The organism is Nonomuraea sp. NPDC004186, from assembly GCF_053603495.1.
Map to the genome: position 1 here is coordinate 37270 of NZ_JBSGFQ010000046.1, position 17621 is coordinate 54890.

Genomic DNA, 17621 nt, shown 5'->3' on the forward strand with positions numbered 1-17621 from the left:
CAGGATGTCCCGACTGTCACGTCCCGCCCGGCCGGGACCGGACGTCCCGTCGCGATCATGACCGTGGCCTCGTGAAACGCGGACGGCCGGGCGCCCATGGTTGCTCCATCGACACACGGAGGAATCACCATGAACCGCCCCGTCCCAGCCCTGGTCGCCCTGCTGCTCGTCATGGACGTCACGGGCGCTCTGATCTCCATCGGCACCGGCCTCAGCCCGACCCTGCTCGACGCGCTCGGCTCCGAGGCGCGCCTGTCCGCGCCGCTCCCCATGATGATCGCCCAGGCCGTCCTGGCGTTCGGGACCACCCGCCGCCACCGCGGCGTGGCCGCCGCCTCCGCGGGGTTGCTCACGGTCGCGGGCGTTCTCGCGTTCGTCTCCGGCTTCTACGACGGCGGTTACGACGACCCGCGGCTCACCGTATCCCTGCGGCTCTTCCAGGTCGCCCTCGTCGGGGCGCACCTGGCGATGGGGGTCTTCAGCGGCGTACGCGTGGTCCAGGTGCTGCGCGCCTGACCTGTCCGGAAAATGACGATGGCCGCCTCTGCCCGGCTCACGCGGGGCAGAGGCGGCCATGGTGGGTCATCGGGCGATCACCCAGGAGGGCTCGCGGGTCGCGGCGGGCTCCGGGTGGACGGCGCGGGTGAGCATGGTCTGCGCCACGCTCGCCTTGAGGAGGGCGGCCATCCGGACCACCGGCACCAGCGTCAGCGCGAACAGGGCGCCGACCGCCGTGGTGACGAGCACGAACGTCGTGGGGGTGGGGGCGAGTCCCAGCCACTCGGGCAGGCCGTTCTCGAGGGCGCCGGGGATCCGGGCGATGGTCCAGCCGTAGATGGGGAAGGTGAGGCCGGCGATGGCCCCGGCCCACCACACGGCGCTGAGGACGAAGGCGGCCAGCGCGAACGGCAGCGCGACGATCCCGTGCAGCAGGTCCATCATCGCCTGCCCGCTGGTCAGCGGGTTCATCACGCGGCGGAACCAGCCCGCGCCCTCGGGGACGGGGGTGTACGCCGGGCGGGCGACGGGGTGGCCGAGCACGTCGGGGAGCGCGACGCGTTCGAGGTCGGCGAGGTGCTTGGCCGCGGCGGCCGTCGCGGCCAGCACCGGCAGGCCGACGAAGGCGACCGCGCTGCCCAGGCCCGCCGAGACACCGATGACGGTGGTGGCGAAGGAGGCGACGGAGAGCGGGAGGCCGAGCAGGGTGTAGCGGGTGTCGGTGGCGAGGCGGCGCTGGAGGGTTCTCATGGGAAAGACGCTACGAGCCGGGACCATGACGCATCGACCCTGCGCACGGGCGTGTCCATGGTAGGGACAGCCCTACCTGAACGGCCTCGGCAGCAGTATTGTCGGGAAAGATCTTCGACGTGATGATCAGAGCATGCTCCGATCACGAACCGTCCTGTCCGCGCTCGCCCTCGCCGCGTCCGCGATGCTGATCAGCGGACCCGCCGAGGCGCAGGCGGACCCGCCGTTACCCTCGGCGATCTTCCGCGCCACGCACAACAGCTACTCGGGCAACGTCGCCGGCGCCAAGAACTCGATCGCCTACCAGCTCGACCACGGCATCCGCTTCATCGAACTCGACATACACGACAACGGCTACGCCACCTCGAACGACTACTCCATCGGCCACGACTCCCCGGGCAACCAGGTCGACCACTCTGGCAACCCCGCCTCCAACCTCCTGCGTGACTGGCTCAAGGTGATCAACACCTGGTCCGCGCAGCATCCCACCGCCGCCCCGATCGTCGTCGCCCTCGACATCAAGGACGACCTGACCGACAACACCTCGTACGCGGCCGGCAACCTGGCGGCGCTCAACCAGGAGTTCGTCTCCGTCTTCGGCTCGCGGCTGCTCTGGGCCAAGGACTACCCGGCGACCCCGCCGACGGTGGACGCGCTGCGCGGCCGGGTGCTGCCCCTGATCTCCGGCAACGGGACGACCCGCACCCAGTACAAGCGCGACGTCGGCTCCAACCCGGCCGTCGCCATCAACGGCCGCGGCCAGGTCGTGGAGGTGCACGACTCGGGTGCGGGCGCGCTCTGGTACTGGTCCGGCACGTACGGCCCCGACGGCCGCGTGACCTGGCTGCGCCACGGCAAGTACGACAACGGCGTGACGCCGGCCGTCGCCCTCAACGACAACGGCGACCTGGTCGAGGTCCACCAGTCCCAGACCGCGACCACGCTGTGGTACCGCGTGGGCCGCCTCGGCGCCGACGGCGAGATCACCTGGTCGGCCAGCCACAAGTACGACGACGGCGTCCTGCCGACGATCAGGTTCACCGATCCGGCGGGCACTCAGCTGCGCGAGATCCACCGCAGCCAGAGCAGCAGCCAGAACTGGGACTGGGACGGCGTGCTCGACGCCGGCGCGATGACGGTCTCGTGGAGCGGCAACGCCAAGACCTCCGACGCCCGCTACGACAAGACCACCTCGGCCAGCGGCACCTCTCGCGTGCGCGTGTGGACCGGCGCCGACGGCCCGACCCCGTCGCAGACCCTGCGTATCGACACCGACAGGTACACCGGCGACCGCATCCGCTACCAGCAGGTCGCCTTCGACGAGTTCCAGCAGGGCGACAGCGCGGAGCTCCAGCAGGGCGCGCTGTTCTACGCCGCGCCCGCCACGCAGTCCTCGTTCATCACCGCGGCACGGCAGGCGGGACGGCTCGTACGGGGCTGGGACTTCGACTCGACCGGCGACGCGACCAGCCCGCTCGCCAACTACCCGGCGACCAACCACCCGTACGACACCTGGTATCAGGACCTTCTCTCCCAATCCGGCGCAATCCAGTAAGCCCGCGTCGTACGAGGGGGCGGCGGCCGGAAAATCGTTCGCTCCCTCGTACCCCCGGACGGCAGCATTTAGCGGGGCGGTGTCTGCATTCGGGAGGGCGGATGGCTGTGCTCGGAACACTTCAGGATTCCCCAGGCAATCCATCTGCGCGGAGGTCGGCGATCATGCTGGCACTGCGCTACTACTGCGGTGAGCTGATCCGACAGCGGTGGGTCGCGGTGCCCGCGCTCACCCTGCCGGCGCTGGGCAACATCTGCCTGTCCTACCTGGCGCCGCTGGCGGTGGCCGGGCTGGTGGGGCAGCTGGCCGGGGGCGGGGACGGCACCGTCGCCACGCTCCTGCCGTACGTGCTCGCCTTCGGCGCGCTGCTGCTGGCGGGCGAGGTGCTGTGGCGGATCGGGCTGCACTTCCTCAACCGCACGGACGCCCGGGGCATCGAACGGCTCGGCGTGGTGGGCATGGAGGAGCTGCTGACCAAGGACGCCGCGTTCTTCCACAACAACTTCGCCGGCTCGCTGACCAAGCGGGTGCTGGGATTCTCCTCCCGGTTCGAGGACTTCGCCGACACGCTCACCTTCTCGATCATGGCCAAGCTGATGCCGCTGGCCTTCGCCTCGGTGGTGCTGTGGCAGTATCACCCGCTGCTGGTCCTCGTTCTCATCGGTCTCATCGTCGTCACCGGCGTGCTCGTCGCCCCGTTGATCCGCCGTCGCCAGGCGCTGGTCGACGAGCGCGAGGCCGCCAGGGTGCTCGTGTCGGGCCACGTCGCCGACGTGCTGGCCAACATGGAGACGGTCCGCGCGTTCGCCGCCGAAGACCGCGAAGCCACCGAGCACCGGGCCAGGATCGCCGAGCAGCAGCGGCTGGCGCTGCGGTCCTGGGACTACGGCAACCTGCGGGTGGACACGGTCGTCGCCCCGATCTCGGTCCTCACCAGTGCCGTCGGCCTGCTCCTCGCCGTGGTGCTGCGGGGCGGTCTGGGCGTCGAGGCCATCGTGGTGTCGTTCTCCTACTACACGAGCGCGATCAGCATCATGTTCGAGTTCAACCAGATCTACCGGCGGATCGAGAGCGTGCTCACCGAGGCCGCCCAGTTCACCGAACTCCTCCTCGTGCCGCCGACCGTGCTGGACTCCGCCGACCCGCAGCCGTTGCGCCCGGCCGACTCGAGCGTCCGCTTCGAGCGGGTGAGGTTCGCGCACCAGGGTGCCGCGCCCCTGTTCGAGGGCCTGGACCTGGACGTCCCCAGCGGCACCAAGATCGGGCTGGTCGGCCAGTCCGGCGGCGGCAAGACCACCCTCACCCGGCTGCTGCTGCGCCTCATGGACGTCGACGCGGGCCGGATCCTGATAGGCGGCCAGGACATCTCCCGGCTGCGCCAGGCCGACCTGCGCAGCCTCATCGCGTACGTCCCCCAGGAACCCGCCATGTTCCACCGGTCGGTGCGTGACAACATCGCGTTCGCCCGGCCGGGCGCCACCGACGCAGAGATCCTCGCGGCGGCGCGGGCGGCGCACGTCACGGAGTTCGCCGAGTCCCTGCCGGACGGCTTCGACACCCTGGTCGGCGAGCGCGGCGTCAAGCTCTCCGGCGGCCAGCGGCAGCGCCTCGCGCTCGCGCGCGCCATCCTGCGCGACGCCCCGATCCTGCTGCTGGACGAGGCCACCAGCGCTCTCGACTCCGAGAGCGAGATCCTCGTCCAGGAAGCCCTGTGGCACCTGATGCGCGACCGCACCGCGCTCGTGGTCGCCCACCGCCTGAGCACCGTCGTCCGGATGGACCGGTTGGTCGTGCTCAACCGGGGATGCATCGTGGAGCAGGGCTCCCACGCCGAGCTGCTGCAGACCGAAGGCCCGTACGCCCGGCTCTGGCGGCACCAGTCCGGCGGCTTCCTGATGGACGACGACAGCCCCATCGTCGCCGAGGCGGTGGTTGAGTAGGGGATACTCATGCGATCCCGGCCTGTCGTGCCCCATCGTTGGAACGGTGCAATCGACATCGAGGAGATCCCATGATCAGGGACGGACGCTACGAGGGGCAGAGCGGCGGCATCTCGGTCACGCTGCGGGTGGACGCGGACGGCTCGGGGGTGATCAGCGCGGACGTGTTCCAGGTCGCGGCGGACGGCCGGAAGGCGTACCTGGCGTCGGCGCGCACCGCGCCCGGCACCAAGGTCGCGCTCGACGACGGCAAGTGGCCGGCGATCTGGCAGGCCGGTCCCACCAATAAGACGACGGGGTCGCTGGCCCTGGCGCAGAGCGACGGCGTGTCGGTGACGTTCGTCCTCGACGCCCCGCTGAACGGGTTGCCGACCCAGACCGAGGTGGTCGTCCCCGTCGAGCACAAGGACGACGCGCTGCGCGAGCTGGGACTGGAGATCGAGCTGGAGCAGAACGTCCCGGCGCCGAGCCCGGTGATCTTCCAGGGCGTGGAGCGCACGATCAACGGCTGCCTGCGGGGCGCCGGGTTCGCGGTCAAGGGCGTCGGGCGGCAGAGCGCCATCCCCGCCGGGATCGCCGGAGCCTGGGACGACTCGCTGCTCTACACCATGCTGAGCGATCTCATGCTCATCACGGGCGACGCGTCGCTGCGCGCCAGGGCGTGGGAGCTGCATCTGCTCCTGCTGTCCCGGGCGGCCATCCCCGGGCTGGCCGGCGTGATGTTCGACGCCGAAGGGCTGCTCCAGCGGCAGGGCGCGGCGGTCTTCACCGCCGGCTTCCAGGGGGCGACCAGGGATCAGAAGATCATCAGGACCATCGTGCACGAGCTCGGGCACGCGCTCAACCTCGCGCACCGCTTCGAGCGCGTGGTCGGCCGGGCCGACTCGACCTCCTTCATGAACTACGACTGGCGATACCTGGGCGGCGGCCACGAGCAGGACTACTGGCGGGAGTTCGCGTTCACCTTCGACGCCGACGAACTGACATTTCTTCGGCACGGGCCGTTGACGGCGCTGATCCCCGGGGGTGAGCCCTTCCACTCCGTTCGCTACTGGGCCGACGGGGGCGGCGGGCACTCGCCGTACGCGCCGGAGATCCCGTTCGACGGCTACCGGCTGACGCTCGCCGCGCCCGAGTCCGGGCCGGTCTTCGCCTTCGGCCAGCCCGTGTTCCTCAAGGTCACCCTGGAGAACCGCACGGCGGCGGATCTGGAGGTGGAGCGCTGGGTGCTCGACCCGAAGGCCGGGCCGCTGGAGATCCTGGTACGCCGCCGCAGCGATCCGCCGGCGGACGTGACCGCGTTCACCCCGATCGCCCAGCGGTGCATGGCCGCCATGGACTCCACCGCGAAGCTCACCGTCCCGCCCAGCGGGGCGATCAGCAACAACGTCAACCTCACCTTCGGCTCGGCCGGCTTCACCTTCGCCGAACCCGGCGAATACGACATCACGCCGGTCCTCGGCATCCCCGCCCGCGACCCGGCGGGGGAGCCCGTGCAGTGGGTGGTCACCGGCGAGCCGCTGCGCGTCCGCATCACACCCCCGCAGGGCGTGGCGGAGGAGCGCGACGCCGAGGTGCTGCACGCGGCGGAGACGGGCGCGTGGTTCGCCCTCGGCGGCAGCGACGCCCTCGCCTCGGCGGGCGAGGCGCTGGCCGGGGTACGCGAGCGCCGCCAGGCCGAGACCGGGAGCCACGACCCGGTCGTGGCGGCGATCGTCCGGACCGCCGCGCTCGACGCCGCCCGCCCGTCGATCCGGTTCCAGGACAACGAGTACGTCCGCCGCGACGGCGACCCCGAGCAGGCCGCCCGGCTGCTGGCCGGTCTGGACGCCCGGGCGCTGCGCACCTTCGACCCGTACACCGCGCAGCAGACCGTCGCCCTCGCCGCCCAGTACCGGAGCGCCGCCGGCGACTAGGTTGACGAAAGTAAGGGAGCGAACGGGCCTTTCGGGAGTGTCGGCGACAGAGGCGTCATTTCTACGCTCCTGCCCATGATGAGATCCCGTCTTGCGCTCGCAATCGTCGCTCTGCTGGGCGCCGTGTTTCCGGCTTCCGCGGCCGCCGCCTCCGCGGAAGCCTTCTCCATTCCCCGCCCCACCGGGCAGTACGCGGTCGGTCGCGACACCCTGCACCTCGTCGACAGGAAGCGTCCCGACCCGTGGGTGCCCACCGCGGACGGGCGGGAGCTGATGGTGTCGATGTACTACCCCGCCTCCACCGGCGGCGGCCCCGCCCCGTACATGACCGTCGACGAGGCCCGGCTCCTGCTCAAGGGGCTGAAGCTCGACACCAGGTTCAAGGCCGAGCAGCTCGCCGGCGTGCGCGTGAACGCCCGCGCCGGCGCCCGCCCGATCGGCGGCAGGCATCCCTTGGTGCTGCTCTCGCCGGGCTTCACGCTCAACCGCGCCACCCTGACGACGCTCGCCGAGGAGCTGGCGTCCAAGGGGTACGTCGTCGCGCTCGTGGACCACGCCTACGAGTCGTACGGGACCGCCTTCCCCGGCGGCCGTACCCTGACCTGCGTCGCCTGCGAGGCGATCGAGCGGGCTCCCTCCGACGAGGCGGAGAAGAAGCTGATGGCCAAGGCCGCCGAGGGCCGAGGCGCCGACCTCTCCTTCGTGGTCGGCGAGCTGACCCGCTGGAAGCGCTGGAAGATGATCGACCCGGGGCGGATCGGAGCCGCCGGGCACTCCCTGGGCGGCAACGCCGCCGCTGCCGTCATGGCCGCCGACCGCCGCATCCGCGCGGGGGTGGACATGGACGGCACGTTCTTCGCGCCGGTACCGCAGTCCGGCCTCGGTAAGCGGCCTTTCCTCATGCTCGGCACCAAGGCCCAGCACTCGCCCGACAGCGTCGACACGAGCTGGCCGCTGGCCTGGCAGCGGCTGGACGGCTGGAAGCGCTGGCTGACGGTCGCCGACTCCGGGCACTTCACCTTCATCGACCTGCCGATCATCGGCGGGCAGGCGGGAGTCGTGGACCCCTCCGCCCCGCTCTCGGGCGAACGATCGGGCGAGATCACCACGGCCTATGTGGGCGCCTTCTTCGACCAGCACCTACGCGGCAGGCACCAGCCGCTGCTGGACGGCCCGTCCGCGGCGAATCCCGAGGTGGCCTTCCAGAATCCCTGACGAAAACGGGCCCGCACCCATGAGGGTGCGGGCCCGTTCTCGACGTGCGCTGTTGCGTCAGGCCGAGACGATGTTCTCCGCCTGCGGGCCCTTCTGGCCCTGGACGATGTCGAAGGACACCTTCTGGCCCTCGGTCAGCTCGCGGTAGCCGCCGTTGGACACGATGTTCGAGTAGTGCGCGAAGACGTCGGCGCCGCCGCCGTCCTGCGCGATGAAGCCGAAGCCCTTTTCAGAGTTGAACCACTTCACGGTTCCGGTAGCCATGTAGATCTCCTTTAGATAAGTGCAGAAAACATGAGCCCATCCGGAATTGCCCGGCAAACAAAACGCGCCCGAAGGTTGTATTCCGTCGGGCGCGCACTAAGTCGATGGGTACCGCAACTGCAACTCCCCCACCCTATCACACGCTTCCGGTGCAGCTGGATGAGACTTTCCTATTCACCGTCGCGTCCGAAAAGTTTTGCCGTGGATTGACCTTTTCGTGCCTGGACGTCCTCGATGCAGCCGTACACCATGACCTGCACCACATTCTGGACGGCGCCCCTGCTGACGCTCCCCGGCGGCGCGCTGACCAGCGTGAACAGCGTACCGCCATAGAGCGCGATCAGGGCCGGGATCTTCTCGCGCGGGATGGTGAGGCCGAGCTGGTCGTGGTGCCCGGCGGTGACCAGCACCGCCGTGTCCTGCAGCCTCGCGAGCGCCGAGGCGAGCACCGGCCGGCGCGCGGCCTCCAGTTGCAGTTCGAAGATCGCCAGATAGCGGTCGCGCAGCGTGGTCGCCGCTGTGAGCAGCGATTCCGTCAGCAGGTCGACCAGGGTCGCCGGTTGCCCGACGGCCCGGTCGGTGTCGGCGTGGTGCAGCTCGACGATGCGCTCCGCGGCGGCCACCAGCAGGGCTTCCCGGCTGCGGAAGTAGTTGGAGGCCGTCCCCGGCGGGAGGCCCGCCGCCTTCTCCACCGCGCGGTGGGTCAGCCCGTGCGCGCCCGACGACGCCAGCAGCTCGATGGCCGCATCGGTCAGGGCTTGGCGACGGGCTGGATTCGTGGGCGGCATGCGGCCATGATACCAATGCCCGTACTAGTACGATCGTAGTGAATCGATGGGGAGGCCTCATGAGGGTCGTGGTGGTCGGCGCCGGGCTCGGAGGAGTGGTGGCCGCGGTGGGGCTGCACCGCCTGGGTCATGAGGTGACCCTCTTCGAACGGGGCTCCGAGCTCCGGGAGGCCGGCACCGGGATCGTGGTCATGCCCAACGGGCTTCGCGCGCTGGACGCGGTGGGGCTGGCCGGCGACGTTCGCGGGCACGTCATGCACGCGACCCTCGGGGGATTGCGTGACTGGCGCGGACGGCCGCTGCTGATCACCGACCTGGCCCGGGCGCAGCAGGAGGTCGGGACGGCCGCCATCATCGACCGGGCGGAACTGCACCGGGCGCTGCGCGCCCCGCTGCCTCCCGGCCTGGTGCGCACCGCGACCCCCGTCGAGCGCCTGGAGCCCGATCCCGCCGGGGTGAGCGTGATCAGCGACGGGAACCCCGTCGCGAGAGCGGATGCCGTGGTTGCGGCCGACGGCATCGGCAGCAAGCTGCGCGCACAACTCTTCCCCGGTCACCCCGGGTTGCGGCGCACCGGCCGGATCGACCTGCGCGGCATGCTGCCCCGCCCTGCCGGCCTGGCCACGGACCTGCTCGCCAGCCAGCTGGTCGACCGCCGCGGCGGGGCGATGTTCGGCCTGTTCCCCGTCGGCGAGGACCGCCTCTACTGGTTCACCGACTCCGTCCTGCACGGCACGCCGCCGGACGCGTACGAGGCACGCCGGCAGATGCTCTCCCTCATGGCCGACTGGCACCCCCTCGTCACCGCGCTGATCGAGGCCACCCCAGCCGACGACATCTACGTCGACCCGATCGCCCGCCTGGCCGAACCCCTGCCCTCGTACGCGGCCGGCCGGATCGCCTTCCTCGGCGACGCCGCGCACGCCATGCCACCGGATCTCGGCCAGGGTGCCAGCCAGGCCTTCGAGGACGCGGCCGCGCTGACCCGCCACCTGACCGGCGCCGAGCCGGCCGACGTCGCCGAGCGGCTCCTGCGCTACGACGCCGAGCGCAGGCCCAGCGCCAACCGCATCATGCGGGCGGCGTCCCGGCAGTCGCGGCTGACCTCCCAGACCGGTCTCGCCGCGTGGCTGCGCGACACGCTGCTCCGGGCCGTCCCGTCCCGCCTGGCCACCCGGCAGCTCGCCGCCCTCTGGCGCGCCCAGAAGGCTTGAGGTTCGTAACGTTACATGTCCGCATCGAGCCTGGCCAGACCCTCACTTGGACGGGCCTGGCCTGTTGCGCGATCGGTAACGCACTCTTGACAGGCTGCGATTTGTGTCGATACATGTTTTATCGATACAACCCCCAAGCGGGCGCAGCTGTCCAGGCGTCCGCGGACGACGATCCGACGTGCCCGACCCCCCGGTATGAGTGCCAAAGAGGTGCGCGATGTCCCTGCTCAGAAGCTCAACTGCGATCCTGGCGGCTGCCGTTCTGGCCCTGACCGGATGCGGCTCGGGAGGAGGAGGCGGAGGCGGCGGGAAGACCAAGCTGACGTTCTTCTCCTGGGACAACGAGCAGTCGATGAAACCGATCATCGAGGCCTTCGAGAAGCAGAATCCCACCATCGACGTCGAGTTCTCCACGGCCCCGCCGGTGGCCGAGTACATCTCCACGCTGCAGACCCGGCTCGTCTCGGGCACCGGCGCCGACGTGTTCGCGATCGCGGCCGAGAACAAGACCAACCTCATCCAGGGCGGCTTCGTCAAAGATCTGACCGGCAAGCCGTACATGGCGAACATGTCGAAGTTCAACACCGCCACCTACTCCCGGGACGGCAAGGCGTACGGGATGTCGATCTCGTCCTGGTCCGCCGGCATCCTCTACAACAAGGACCTCCTCGCCAAGGCGGGCGTCACCGAGTTCCCGACCAAGTGGGCCGACTTCGTCGCGCTGTGCCAGAAGCTCAAGGCGGCGGGCACGACGCCGTACTACGACTCGGTGACGGGCATGCCGCTCACCCTCGCGGCCCTGGTCGGCCATGAGAACGCGCGCCAGGGCGGCGACGTGGACGCGCAGATCTTCGCGGGCCAGAAGAAGTTCGGGGACCTGTGGCTCGGGCCGCTGACGAACTTCAACCAGCTGTTCACCAGCGGGGTCATGAGCAAGGACGTCGTGGGCCTGAGCGGCGAGCAGATCGTGGACGAGTTCGCCAACGGCCGCGTCGCGATGATCTCCGCGGGCCCGTGGAACGTGTCCACGCTGCGGGAGAAGGCGCCGAATATGAACATGGCCTTCGTCGGCGTGCCGACGCCCGACGGCAAGCCGTTCTGGTCCGGCGCGGCCTCGCCCGGTTACGCCATCAACGCCAAGACCGAGCACGAGAAGGAGGCCGAGGCGTTCCTGACGTACCTCGGCAGCAAGGAAGGCGTGACGCTGTTCAACAAGCAGACGGCGGCCATGACGACCACGTCGGACGTCACGCCCGAGATCGACAAGGTGCTGGAGCCCAACCTCCAGGCGCTCAAGGACGGCACCTTCTACCTGCCGCAGATCGCCTGGCCACGGGCGCAGGACGCGCTCAACACCGAGGCGGTCGCGCAGCTCCAGCTGATGGTGCAGGGCCAGGAGCAGCCGGCCGACGTGGCCGCCGCGCTCGACAACCGGCTCAAGGGCCAGAGCTGACATGACGGCGTTCGGCACGAGGGCGCCCGCCGCGACAGGCGCCCTGTCCTGGCTGGTCTCGCCGAAGCGGCTGGAGGGGCTGCGGCTGCAGGCGTTCCTGGTGCCGATCGGGATCGTGTTCGCGGTGCTGTTCGCGATCCCGCTGGCGCAGTCGCTCTACTTCAGCGTGACCGACTTCAACGGCTACTCGACGGAGGTCAACTTCGTCGGGCTGGAGAACTACCGGAAGATCTTCGCCGACCCGGCCATGCTGGCCGGGCTGGGGTTCACGCTGCTGTACGCGATCGGCACCACGCTGATCATCACCCTGCTGGCGATCCCGCTGGCCGTGCTGCTCAACCGGCGCTTCTTCGGCCGGAGCGTAGTGCGGGCCGTCTTCTTCTTCCCCGCCATCCCCAGCATCGCGATCCTCGGCCTGGTGTGGGGGTTCATCCTGTCGCCGCTCGGCTCGGGCGCCATCAACAGCCTGCTCGGAGAGCTGGGCCCGGTGCCCTGGCTGTCCGACAGCACGCTCGCCCAGCTGTCGGTCATCATGGTCGCCGTCTGGTCGTCCACCGGCTGGCACGCCATCCTTTACCTGGCGTACCTGCAGTCGATCCCCGACGACTACTACGAGGCCGCGCGGGTGGACGGCGCCTCGCCGCGCCAGTCGTTCCTCTCCATCACGCTGCCGCTGCTCGCCCCGGCCGTCACCATCAGCTCGCTGCTGCTGATGACCGGCGGCCTGAAGGTCTACGACCTGCCCTACACCCTCACCAAGGGCGGACCCGGCTACGCCACGTTCACCATCACCCAGTCGATCATCCAGAGCGGCATCGCGCAGGCCGAGTTCGGCCAGGCATCGGCGCTGGCGGTGGTCTTCATGCTGGTCGTCGGCGCGATCGTGGCCGTCCAGCTGGTCCTGTCGAGCCGGCTCGAAGGGCGCCTGTCATGAGAAGGCCGCTGCTCAGCTTCGCGATGATCCTGGCCGCCGCCGTGGTCGGCGTGCCGTTCTACTACATCGTCGTCAACACCTTCAAGACGCAAGCGGAGACGTCGGCCTCACCGCTGGGCCTGCCGTCGGGCCTGTACCTCGACAACTACGCGCGGGTCTTCGAGAGCACGCCGATCCTGCAGTCCTTCCTCAACACGCTGTACGTCACCGCCGTCTCCATCGTGATCATGCTGATCATCGGGTCGATGGCGGCGTACGCGATGCTGCTGCGCAAGACGCTGCTCAACCGGGTGGCCGGCGCGCTGCTCGTGATCGCGTTCCTGGTGCCGGGGCAGGCCACGCTGATCCCGGTCTACCGCATCCTCGTGCAGCTGCGGCTGGTCGACAGCCTCGAAGGGCTCATCTTCCTGTACGCCGCCGGCTCGGTCTTCTGCTACTTCCTCATCCAGGGCTACCTGCGGTCACTGCCGATCTCGATCTTCGAGGCGGCACGCATCGACGGCGCGGGACCGTGGCAGATCTACTGGCGGATCGTGCTGCCGCTCATCCGGCCCATCCTCATCACGGTCGGCGTGTTCCAGACCATGTGGATCTGGAACGACTTCATCACGCCGAACGTGTTCATCAGCTCGCCCGACAAGCAGACCCTGGTGCTGCAGGTCTACAAGGCCGTCGGGCAGTACTCGGTGGACTGGCCGGCGTTCATGACGCTCAGCGTGATCGTGCTGACCCCCGTCGTGATCTTCTTCATCGCGATGCAGCGGCACATCGTCAACGGGCTGCTGCGGGGGAGCGTCAAGGGTTGACGCGTGAGAGGATGCGGGCCGTGCGGGTGATCCAGAAATGGTGACGATCCAGGACGTGGCCAGGGCCGCGGGGGTGTCCGCCATGACGGTGTCCCACGTGCTCAACGACCACCCCCATGTCAAGGCCGAGACGCGCGAGCGCGTGCTGCAGGCCATCAACCAGCTCGACTACCGGGTCAACGTGGCGGCGCGCAACCTTCGTACCGGGCGGACCGGCACGATCGGGCTCGCCGTACCCGAGGTGGACCGGCCGTACTTCGGGCAGCTCGCGGCCGAGATCATCACGGCGGCGGCCCGGCACAACCTCAAGGTGGCCATCGAGCAGACCGGCGCCTCGCGCGAGGGCGAGCTGGACGCGCTCGCCCTGTCCCGCAACCGCCTCTACGACGGGCTCATCCTCAGCACCGTCGGGCTCGGGCCGACCGACACCGACCTGCTCAAGGTCGACTACCCCATCGTCATCCTGGGGGAGCGCATCTTCGACGGGCCCGTGGACCACGTCGCCATGCCCAACGTCGAAGGCGCCCGCGCCGCCACCGCCCACCTGATCGAGCGGGGCTGCCGCCGCATCGCGCTCGTCGACGGCGGCGCCCAGGGGGAGGAGGTCAACGTCTCCAGCCTGCGCTTCACCGGCTACCGCGAGGCGCTCGACGAGGCCGGCGTCGACTTCGACGCGCGGCTCGTGGCCCCGACCTCGCGGTTCACGATGGAGGGCGGGGCCGCCGCGGCCCGGCGCCTGGTGGACGACGGGGTGGAGTTCGACGGCGTGTTCTGCGTGACCGACACGGTGGCGATCGGCGTGCTGCGCGGGCTGGCCGACCGGGGCGTACGCGTGCCCGGCGAGGTGAAGGTCATCGGCTTCGACAACATCGCCGAAGGCGGCTACATCGTGCCCTCCCTGTCGTCGATCGACCCCGATCACTCGCTGATGGCCGGCACGGCCGTCCGGTTCCTCGCCAAGCGGATCACGGAGAAGGGCAAGAAGCGGGAGGTCGCGCGCGAGTTCGTCAGCCGCTTCACGGTCGTGGCCCGCGAGTCCACCGGTGGGGCGTGAGGCCGGCCGCCATTGACATGGATGCGCACCCTCCGTAGCGTGATAAATGTCCAGTCGTTAGTGAATAGATATTCATAACAGGACATTGCGCGGCAGGAGAGAGCATGGCTCGTCAGTGGATACGCAGATCTCTCGGGACTTTCTTACTGCTCTCGCTCACGGCGGGCATGACGGCGCCGCCGGCCGAAGCCGTCACCCAGAGCCCCCGGCCGCGGACCATCGTCACCGCCGACCCCGAACTCGACGACGCCAACTCGCTGATCCGATACCTGCTCTACAGCAATGAGGTGACGACCGAGGGGCTCGTCTACGCCAGCAGCCGGTTCCACTGGAAAGGCGACGGCAAGGGGACGGAGTTCTTCCTGCCGGGCAGGGAGTACACCACCCCGCAGACGTCGTGGCGGTGGGCGCGGGACGAGCAGTTCATCCACACCGCGGTGAAGGCGTACGCCGAGGTCTATCCCAACCTCGTACGCCATGACCGCGACTACCCCGACCCCCGCAGTCTGCTCTCCAAGATCCGCGTGGGCAACGTCGAGTTCGAAGGGGACATCTCCAAGGAGACCCCGGGATCGAACCTCATCAAGGACGTTCTCCTCGACGGCAAGGGCGGACCCGTCTACCTGCAGGCGTGGGGAGGCACGAGCACGATCGCCCGCGCGCTGAAATCGATCCAGGAACAGTACGAGGGAACGCCCCGGTGGGACCGCGTCCGCCGCGAGGTGTCCCGAAAGGCGATCATCACCAAGTTCGGCTCACAGGATGCCGGCTACCAGGATTACATCGCCCCCAACTGGCCGGACATCGAGGCACGGGACGTGGCGACCACGATCTGGGGCTACTTCGCCCGCCGCACGGTCCTTCCCGAGCACGCGAAATACCTCTCGGCCCGATGGACGGCGGAGAACGTGTCCGGCAAGGGGCCTTTCGGCGAGCTGTACCGGATCTGGGGTGACGGAAAGCAGATGGTGGAGGGCGACGTCTGGGATCACTTCGGCCTGTCCTACCTCGGCGAGGACGAGCTACGCGCGCGCGGCTACAAGATATGGATGCCCATCCAGGAAAAGGGCTCCTGGATCTCCGAAGGAGACACCTCCAACTTCATGAACCTCGTGGACAACGGTCTGCGCGGTCATGAGAAAGGCGGCTACGGCGGATGGGGCGGCCGCCAGGAGCAGAGCCCCGACGACCCGTCCGAATGGCTCGCCTCGAAAGCCGTGGACCACGATCCGCAGGGCAACGCGCCGGCCGACTATGCGGCGGCCCGCTGGTTCGAGGCCGCCCAGCTCGATTTCGCCGCGCGCCTGCGATGGAGCGTGACGCCCGACTTCCGCGCGGCGAACCACCGGCCCGAGGTCACCCTGCCGGCGGGGCGCCGCGACATCAGCGCGCGGCCCGGGCAGAAGGTGCGCCTCTCCGCCAGGGCGACCGATCCCGACGGGGACGCACTCAGCTCTCGCTGGTGGCAGTACCAGGAGGCGGGCAGCTATCGGGGCGCCGTCGAGCTCACCACCGATGACGGCGCGACGGCCGCCGCACCGGGACGTCATTCCTCGAAGGCGAGCTTCACCGTGCCGGCGGACGCGCGGCCGGGGAGCACCATCCACGTCATCGTCGAGGTGAAGGACGACGGCAGCCCGGCGTTGACCGCCTACCAGCGCATCATCGTGACCGTGAGATGACCCGGCGCATGTGAAGCCCGTCCCTGGCCGGTCGCAGCGCTGAGAGCGCGTGGCAGCGCGCTGTCAGACCCGTATCAGCGGCGGCGGCCATCGTCGTACGTGCACGTCAGAGCGTACGAGAAGCCGAGAGGGAATCACATGTCGCAGGAGAAGCTGGCCGAGTTCGTCGAGGCGGCGGCCAAGGAGTTCGGGATCCCCGGTGTCGCCGTCGGGGTGCTGGCCGGGGGCCGGGAGTTCGTCGCCGCACATGGCGTGACGAGCCTCGACAACCCGTTGCCGGTCGACGACCGAACCCTGTTCCACCTGGGCTCGGTGACCAAGACCTTCACCGCGACCGCGCTGATGCGCCTGGTCGCGGAGGGCAAGGTGGAGCTGGACGCGCCGGTGCGCCGCTACGTCCCCGAGCTCACGCTCGCCGACGAGGCCGCCGCCGCGCGGATCACCGTGCTGAACCTGCTCAACCACACCGCCGGCCTGGACTGGAACCTGATCGACGTGGAGGAGGAGGACGGCTCCCTGGCCGCGTTCGTGGCGCAGCTGGCCGGCCTGCCGCTGATCGCGCCACCCGGCGCCCGCGCCTCCTACAGCCAGGCGGGCTACAACCTGGCCGGCCGGATCATCGAGAACGTCACCGGCCTGAGCTACGAGAAGGCCGTGTCCGCGCTGGTCCTGGAGCCGGCCGGGCTGTCGAACACCTTCTTCGAGCCGGACGACGTCATGGTCCGCCGCTTCGCCGTCGGCTACAACCGCGGCGAGGACGGCACGCTGCGGTTCGCGCGGCCGTGGAAGGCGTGGCGGGCCGGCATGCGCGGCAACAACCCCGGCGGCGGCCTCGCCTCCTCCGTCAGCGACCTGCTGGCCTGGGCCCGCTTCCACCTGGGCGGCGCAGTGGGGGTGCTGCCCGCCGAGACGCTGCGGAGCATGCGGGAGCCGACGGTCGAGCTGCGGGCCAGCACGCTCGGCGACGCCTTCGGCATCTGCTGGTTCCTGCGCGAGGTGGACGGGGTGCGCACCATCGGGCACGGCGGATCCGGCAACGGCCAGTTCGCCGAGCTGCTCATCGTGCCCGAACACGACTTCGCCGTCGTCTCGCTGGCCAACGCCGGTCCGGACGGCTACCGGTTCAACGAGAGCGTCGCGCGCTGGGCGCTGGAGCACTACCTCGGCGTGGTCGAGCGGGACCCCGAGCCGATCCCGTACGACCGGGCGCGGGCGGAGGAGGTCGCCGGCCGCTACGAGATCGACGCCATGAACCTCGACCTCGCCACCGACGGCACCCGGCTCACCCTCGAGGTCGGGATCAAGCCGGAGATCCGCCAGGCGTCGGAGACCGAGATGCCCCCGGACTACCCGCCGGCCGCCGTGGGCTTCCTGCCCGGCGACGGCAACGAGTACATCATCACCGAGGGCGGCCTGAAGGGGCAGCGCGGCTTCTTCACCCGTGACGACAGCGGCACGGTCGTGGGCGTCGACCTCGCCGGCCGGCTGTTCGGCCGGGCCACGGCCACCTCCTGATCGATCAGCGGCCGCCACCTCCTGGAGCGGGAAGTGG

15 protein-coding genes are annotated in these 17621 nt (G+C 69.8%); 12 read left to right on the plus strand and 3 right to left on the minus strand.

What is annotated here, in order from left to right:
• Positions 1-129: 129 nt before the first annotated feature.
• Complete coding sequence (locus ACWEPL_RS32695; protein ID WP_452438458.1) at positions 130-516, plus strand: hypothetical protein; 387 nt, start codon at positions 130-132, stop codon at positions 514-516.
• Positions 517-582: 66 nt separating this feature from the next.
• Here the strand turns inward: ACWEPL_RS32695 and ACWEPL_RS32700 are convergent, their stop codons facing one another.
• Complete coding sequence (locus ACWEPL_RS32700) at positions 583-1248, minus strand: sensor domain-containing protein (protein ID WP_355193961.1); 666 nt, start codon at positions 1246-1248, stop codon at positions 583-585.
• A gap of 133 nt (positions 1249-1381) precedes the next feature.
• Between ACWEPL_RS32700 and ACWEPL_RS32705 the strand changes: the two genes are divergently transcribed.
• The 4 genes from ACWEPL_RS32705 (at position 1382) to ACWEPL_RS32720 (ending at position 7874) form a co-directional block, all read left to right on the plus strand.
• A complete protein-coding gene (locus ACWEPL_RS32705; protein ID WP_452438459.1) occupies positions 1382-2803 on the plus strand; it encodes a hypothetical protein in 1422 nt (473 codons plus the stop codon).
• A gap of 164 nt (positions 2804-2967) precedes the next feature.
• Complete coding sequence (locus ACWEPL_RS32710; RefSeq protein WP_452438460.1) at positions 2968-4743, plus strand: ABC transporter ATP-binding protein; 1776 nt, start codon at positions 2968-2970, stop codon at positions 4741-4743.
• A gap of 71 nt (positions 4744-4814) precedes the next feature.
• Positions 4815-6659, plus strand: coding sequence for a hypothetical protein (locus tag ACWEPL_RS32715; RefSeq protein WP_452438461.1), 1845 nt, complete (start codon positions 4815-4817; stop codon positions 6657-6659).
• 75 nt (positions 6660-6734) lie between these two features.
• Positions 6735-7874, plus strand: a complete 1140-nt coding sequence (locus ACWEPL_RS32720; RefSeq protein WP_452438462.1) for an alpha/beta hydrolase family protein — start codon at positions 6735-6737, stop codon at positions 7872-7874.
• 57 nt (positions 7875-7931) lie between these two features.
• Here ACWEPL_RS32720 and ACWEPL_RS32725 read toward each other — a convergent pair whose 3' ends face one another.
• Both ACWEPL_RS32725 and ACWEPL_RS32730 read right to left on the minus strand, forming a co-directional pair.
• Entirely contained in the window at positions 7932-8138 is a 207-nt protein-coding gene (locus tag ACWEPL_RS32725) for a cold-shock protein (RefSeq protein WP_192788611.1), read from the minus strand.
• Between the two features lie 170 nt (positions 8139-8308).
• Positions 8309-8926, minus strand: a complete 618-nt coding sequence (locus ACWEPL_RS32730; RefSeq protein WP_452438463.1) for a TetR/AcrR family transcriptional regulator — start codon at positions 8924-8926, stop codon at positions 8309-8311.
• 59 nt (positions 8927-8985) lie between these two features.
• Here ACWEPL_RS32730 and ACWEPL_RS32735 point away from each other — a divergent pair, with 59 nt between their 5' ends.
• From ACWEPL_RS32735 to ACWEPL_RS32765, 7 genes are all read left to right on the plus strand, one after another.
• Positions 8986-10140: an FAD-dependent monooxygenase gene (locus tag ACWEPL_RS32735; RefSeq protein ID WP_452438464.1), complete on the plus strand. Its 1155-nt coding sequence runs from the start codon at positions 8986-8988 to the stop codon at positions 10138-10140.
• Between the two features lie 217 nt (positions 10141-10357).
• Positions 10358-11593: an ABC transporter substrate-binding protein gene (locus ACWEPL_RS32740; protein ID WP_452438465.1), complete on the plus strand. Its 1236-nt coding sequence runs from the start codon at positions 10358-10360 to the stop codon at positions 11591-11593.
• Between the two features lies 1 nt (position 11594).
• On the plus strand, positions 11595-12527 hold the full coding sequence (locus tag ACWEPL_RS32745) for a carbohydrate ABC transporter permease (RefSeq protein ID WP_452438466.1): 933 nt from the start codon (positions 11595-11597) through the stop codon (positions 12525-12527).
• Positions 12524-13333: a carbohydrate ABC transporter permease gene (locus tag ACWEPL_RS32750; protein ID WP_350723315.1), complete on the plus strand. Its 810-nt coding sequence runs from the start codon at positions 12524-12526 to the stop codon at positions 13331-13333. The genes ACWEPL_RS32745 and ACWEPL_RS32750 overlap by 4 nt, the downstream gene beginning before the upstream one ends.
• Positions 13334-13370: 37 nt before the next feature.
• Entirely contained in the window at positions 13371-14387 is a 1017-nt protein-coding gene (locus tag ACWEPL_RS32755) for a LacI family DNA-binding transcriptional regulator (protein ID WP_452438467.1), read from the plus strand.
• Between the two features lie 167 nt (positions 14388-14554).
• On the plus strand, positions 14555-16069 hold the full coding sequence (locus ACWEPL_RS32760) for a nucleoside hydrolase-like domain-containing protein (protein ID WP_452438468.1): 1515 nt from the start codon (positions 14555-14557) through the stop codon (positions 16067-16069).
• 138 nt (positions 16070-16207) lie between these two features.
• Positions 16208-17584 (plus strand): serine hydrolase domain-containing protein, encoded by a 1377-nt coding sequence (locus ACWEPL_RS32765; protein WP_452438469.1) that lies wholly within the window; start codon positions 16208-16210, stop codon positions 17582-17584.
• Positions 17585-17621 lie beyond the last annotated feature (37 nt).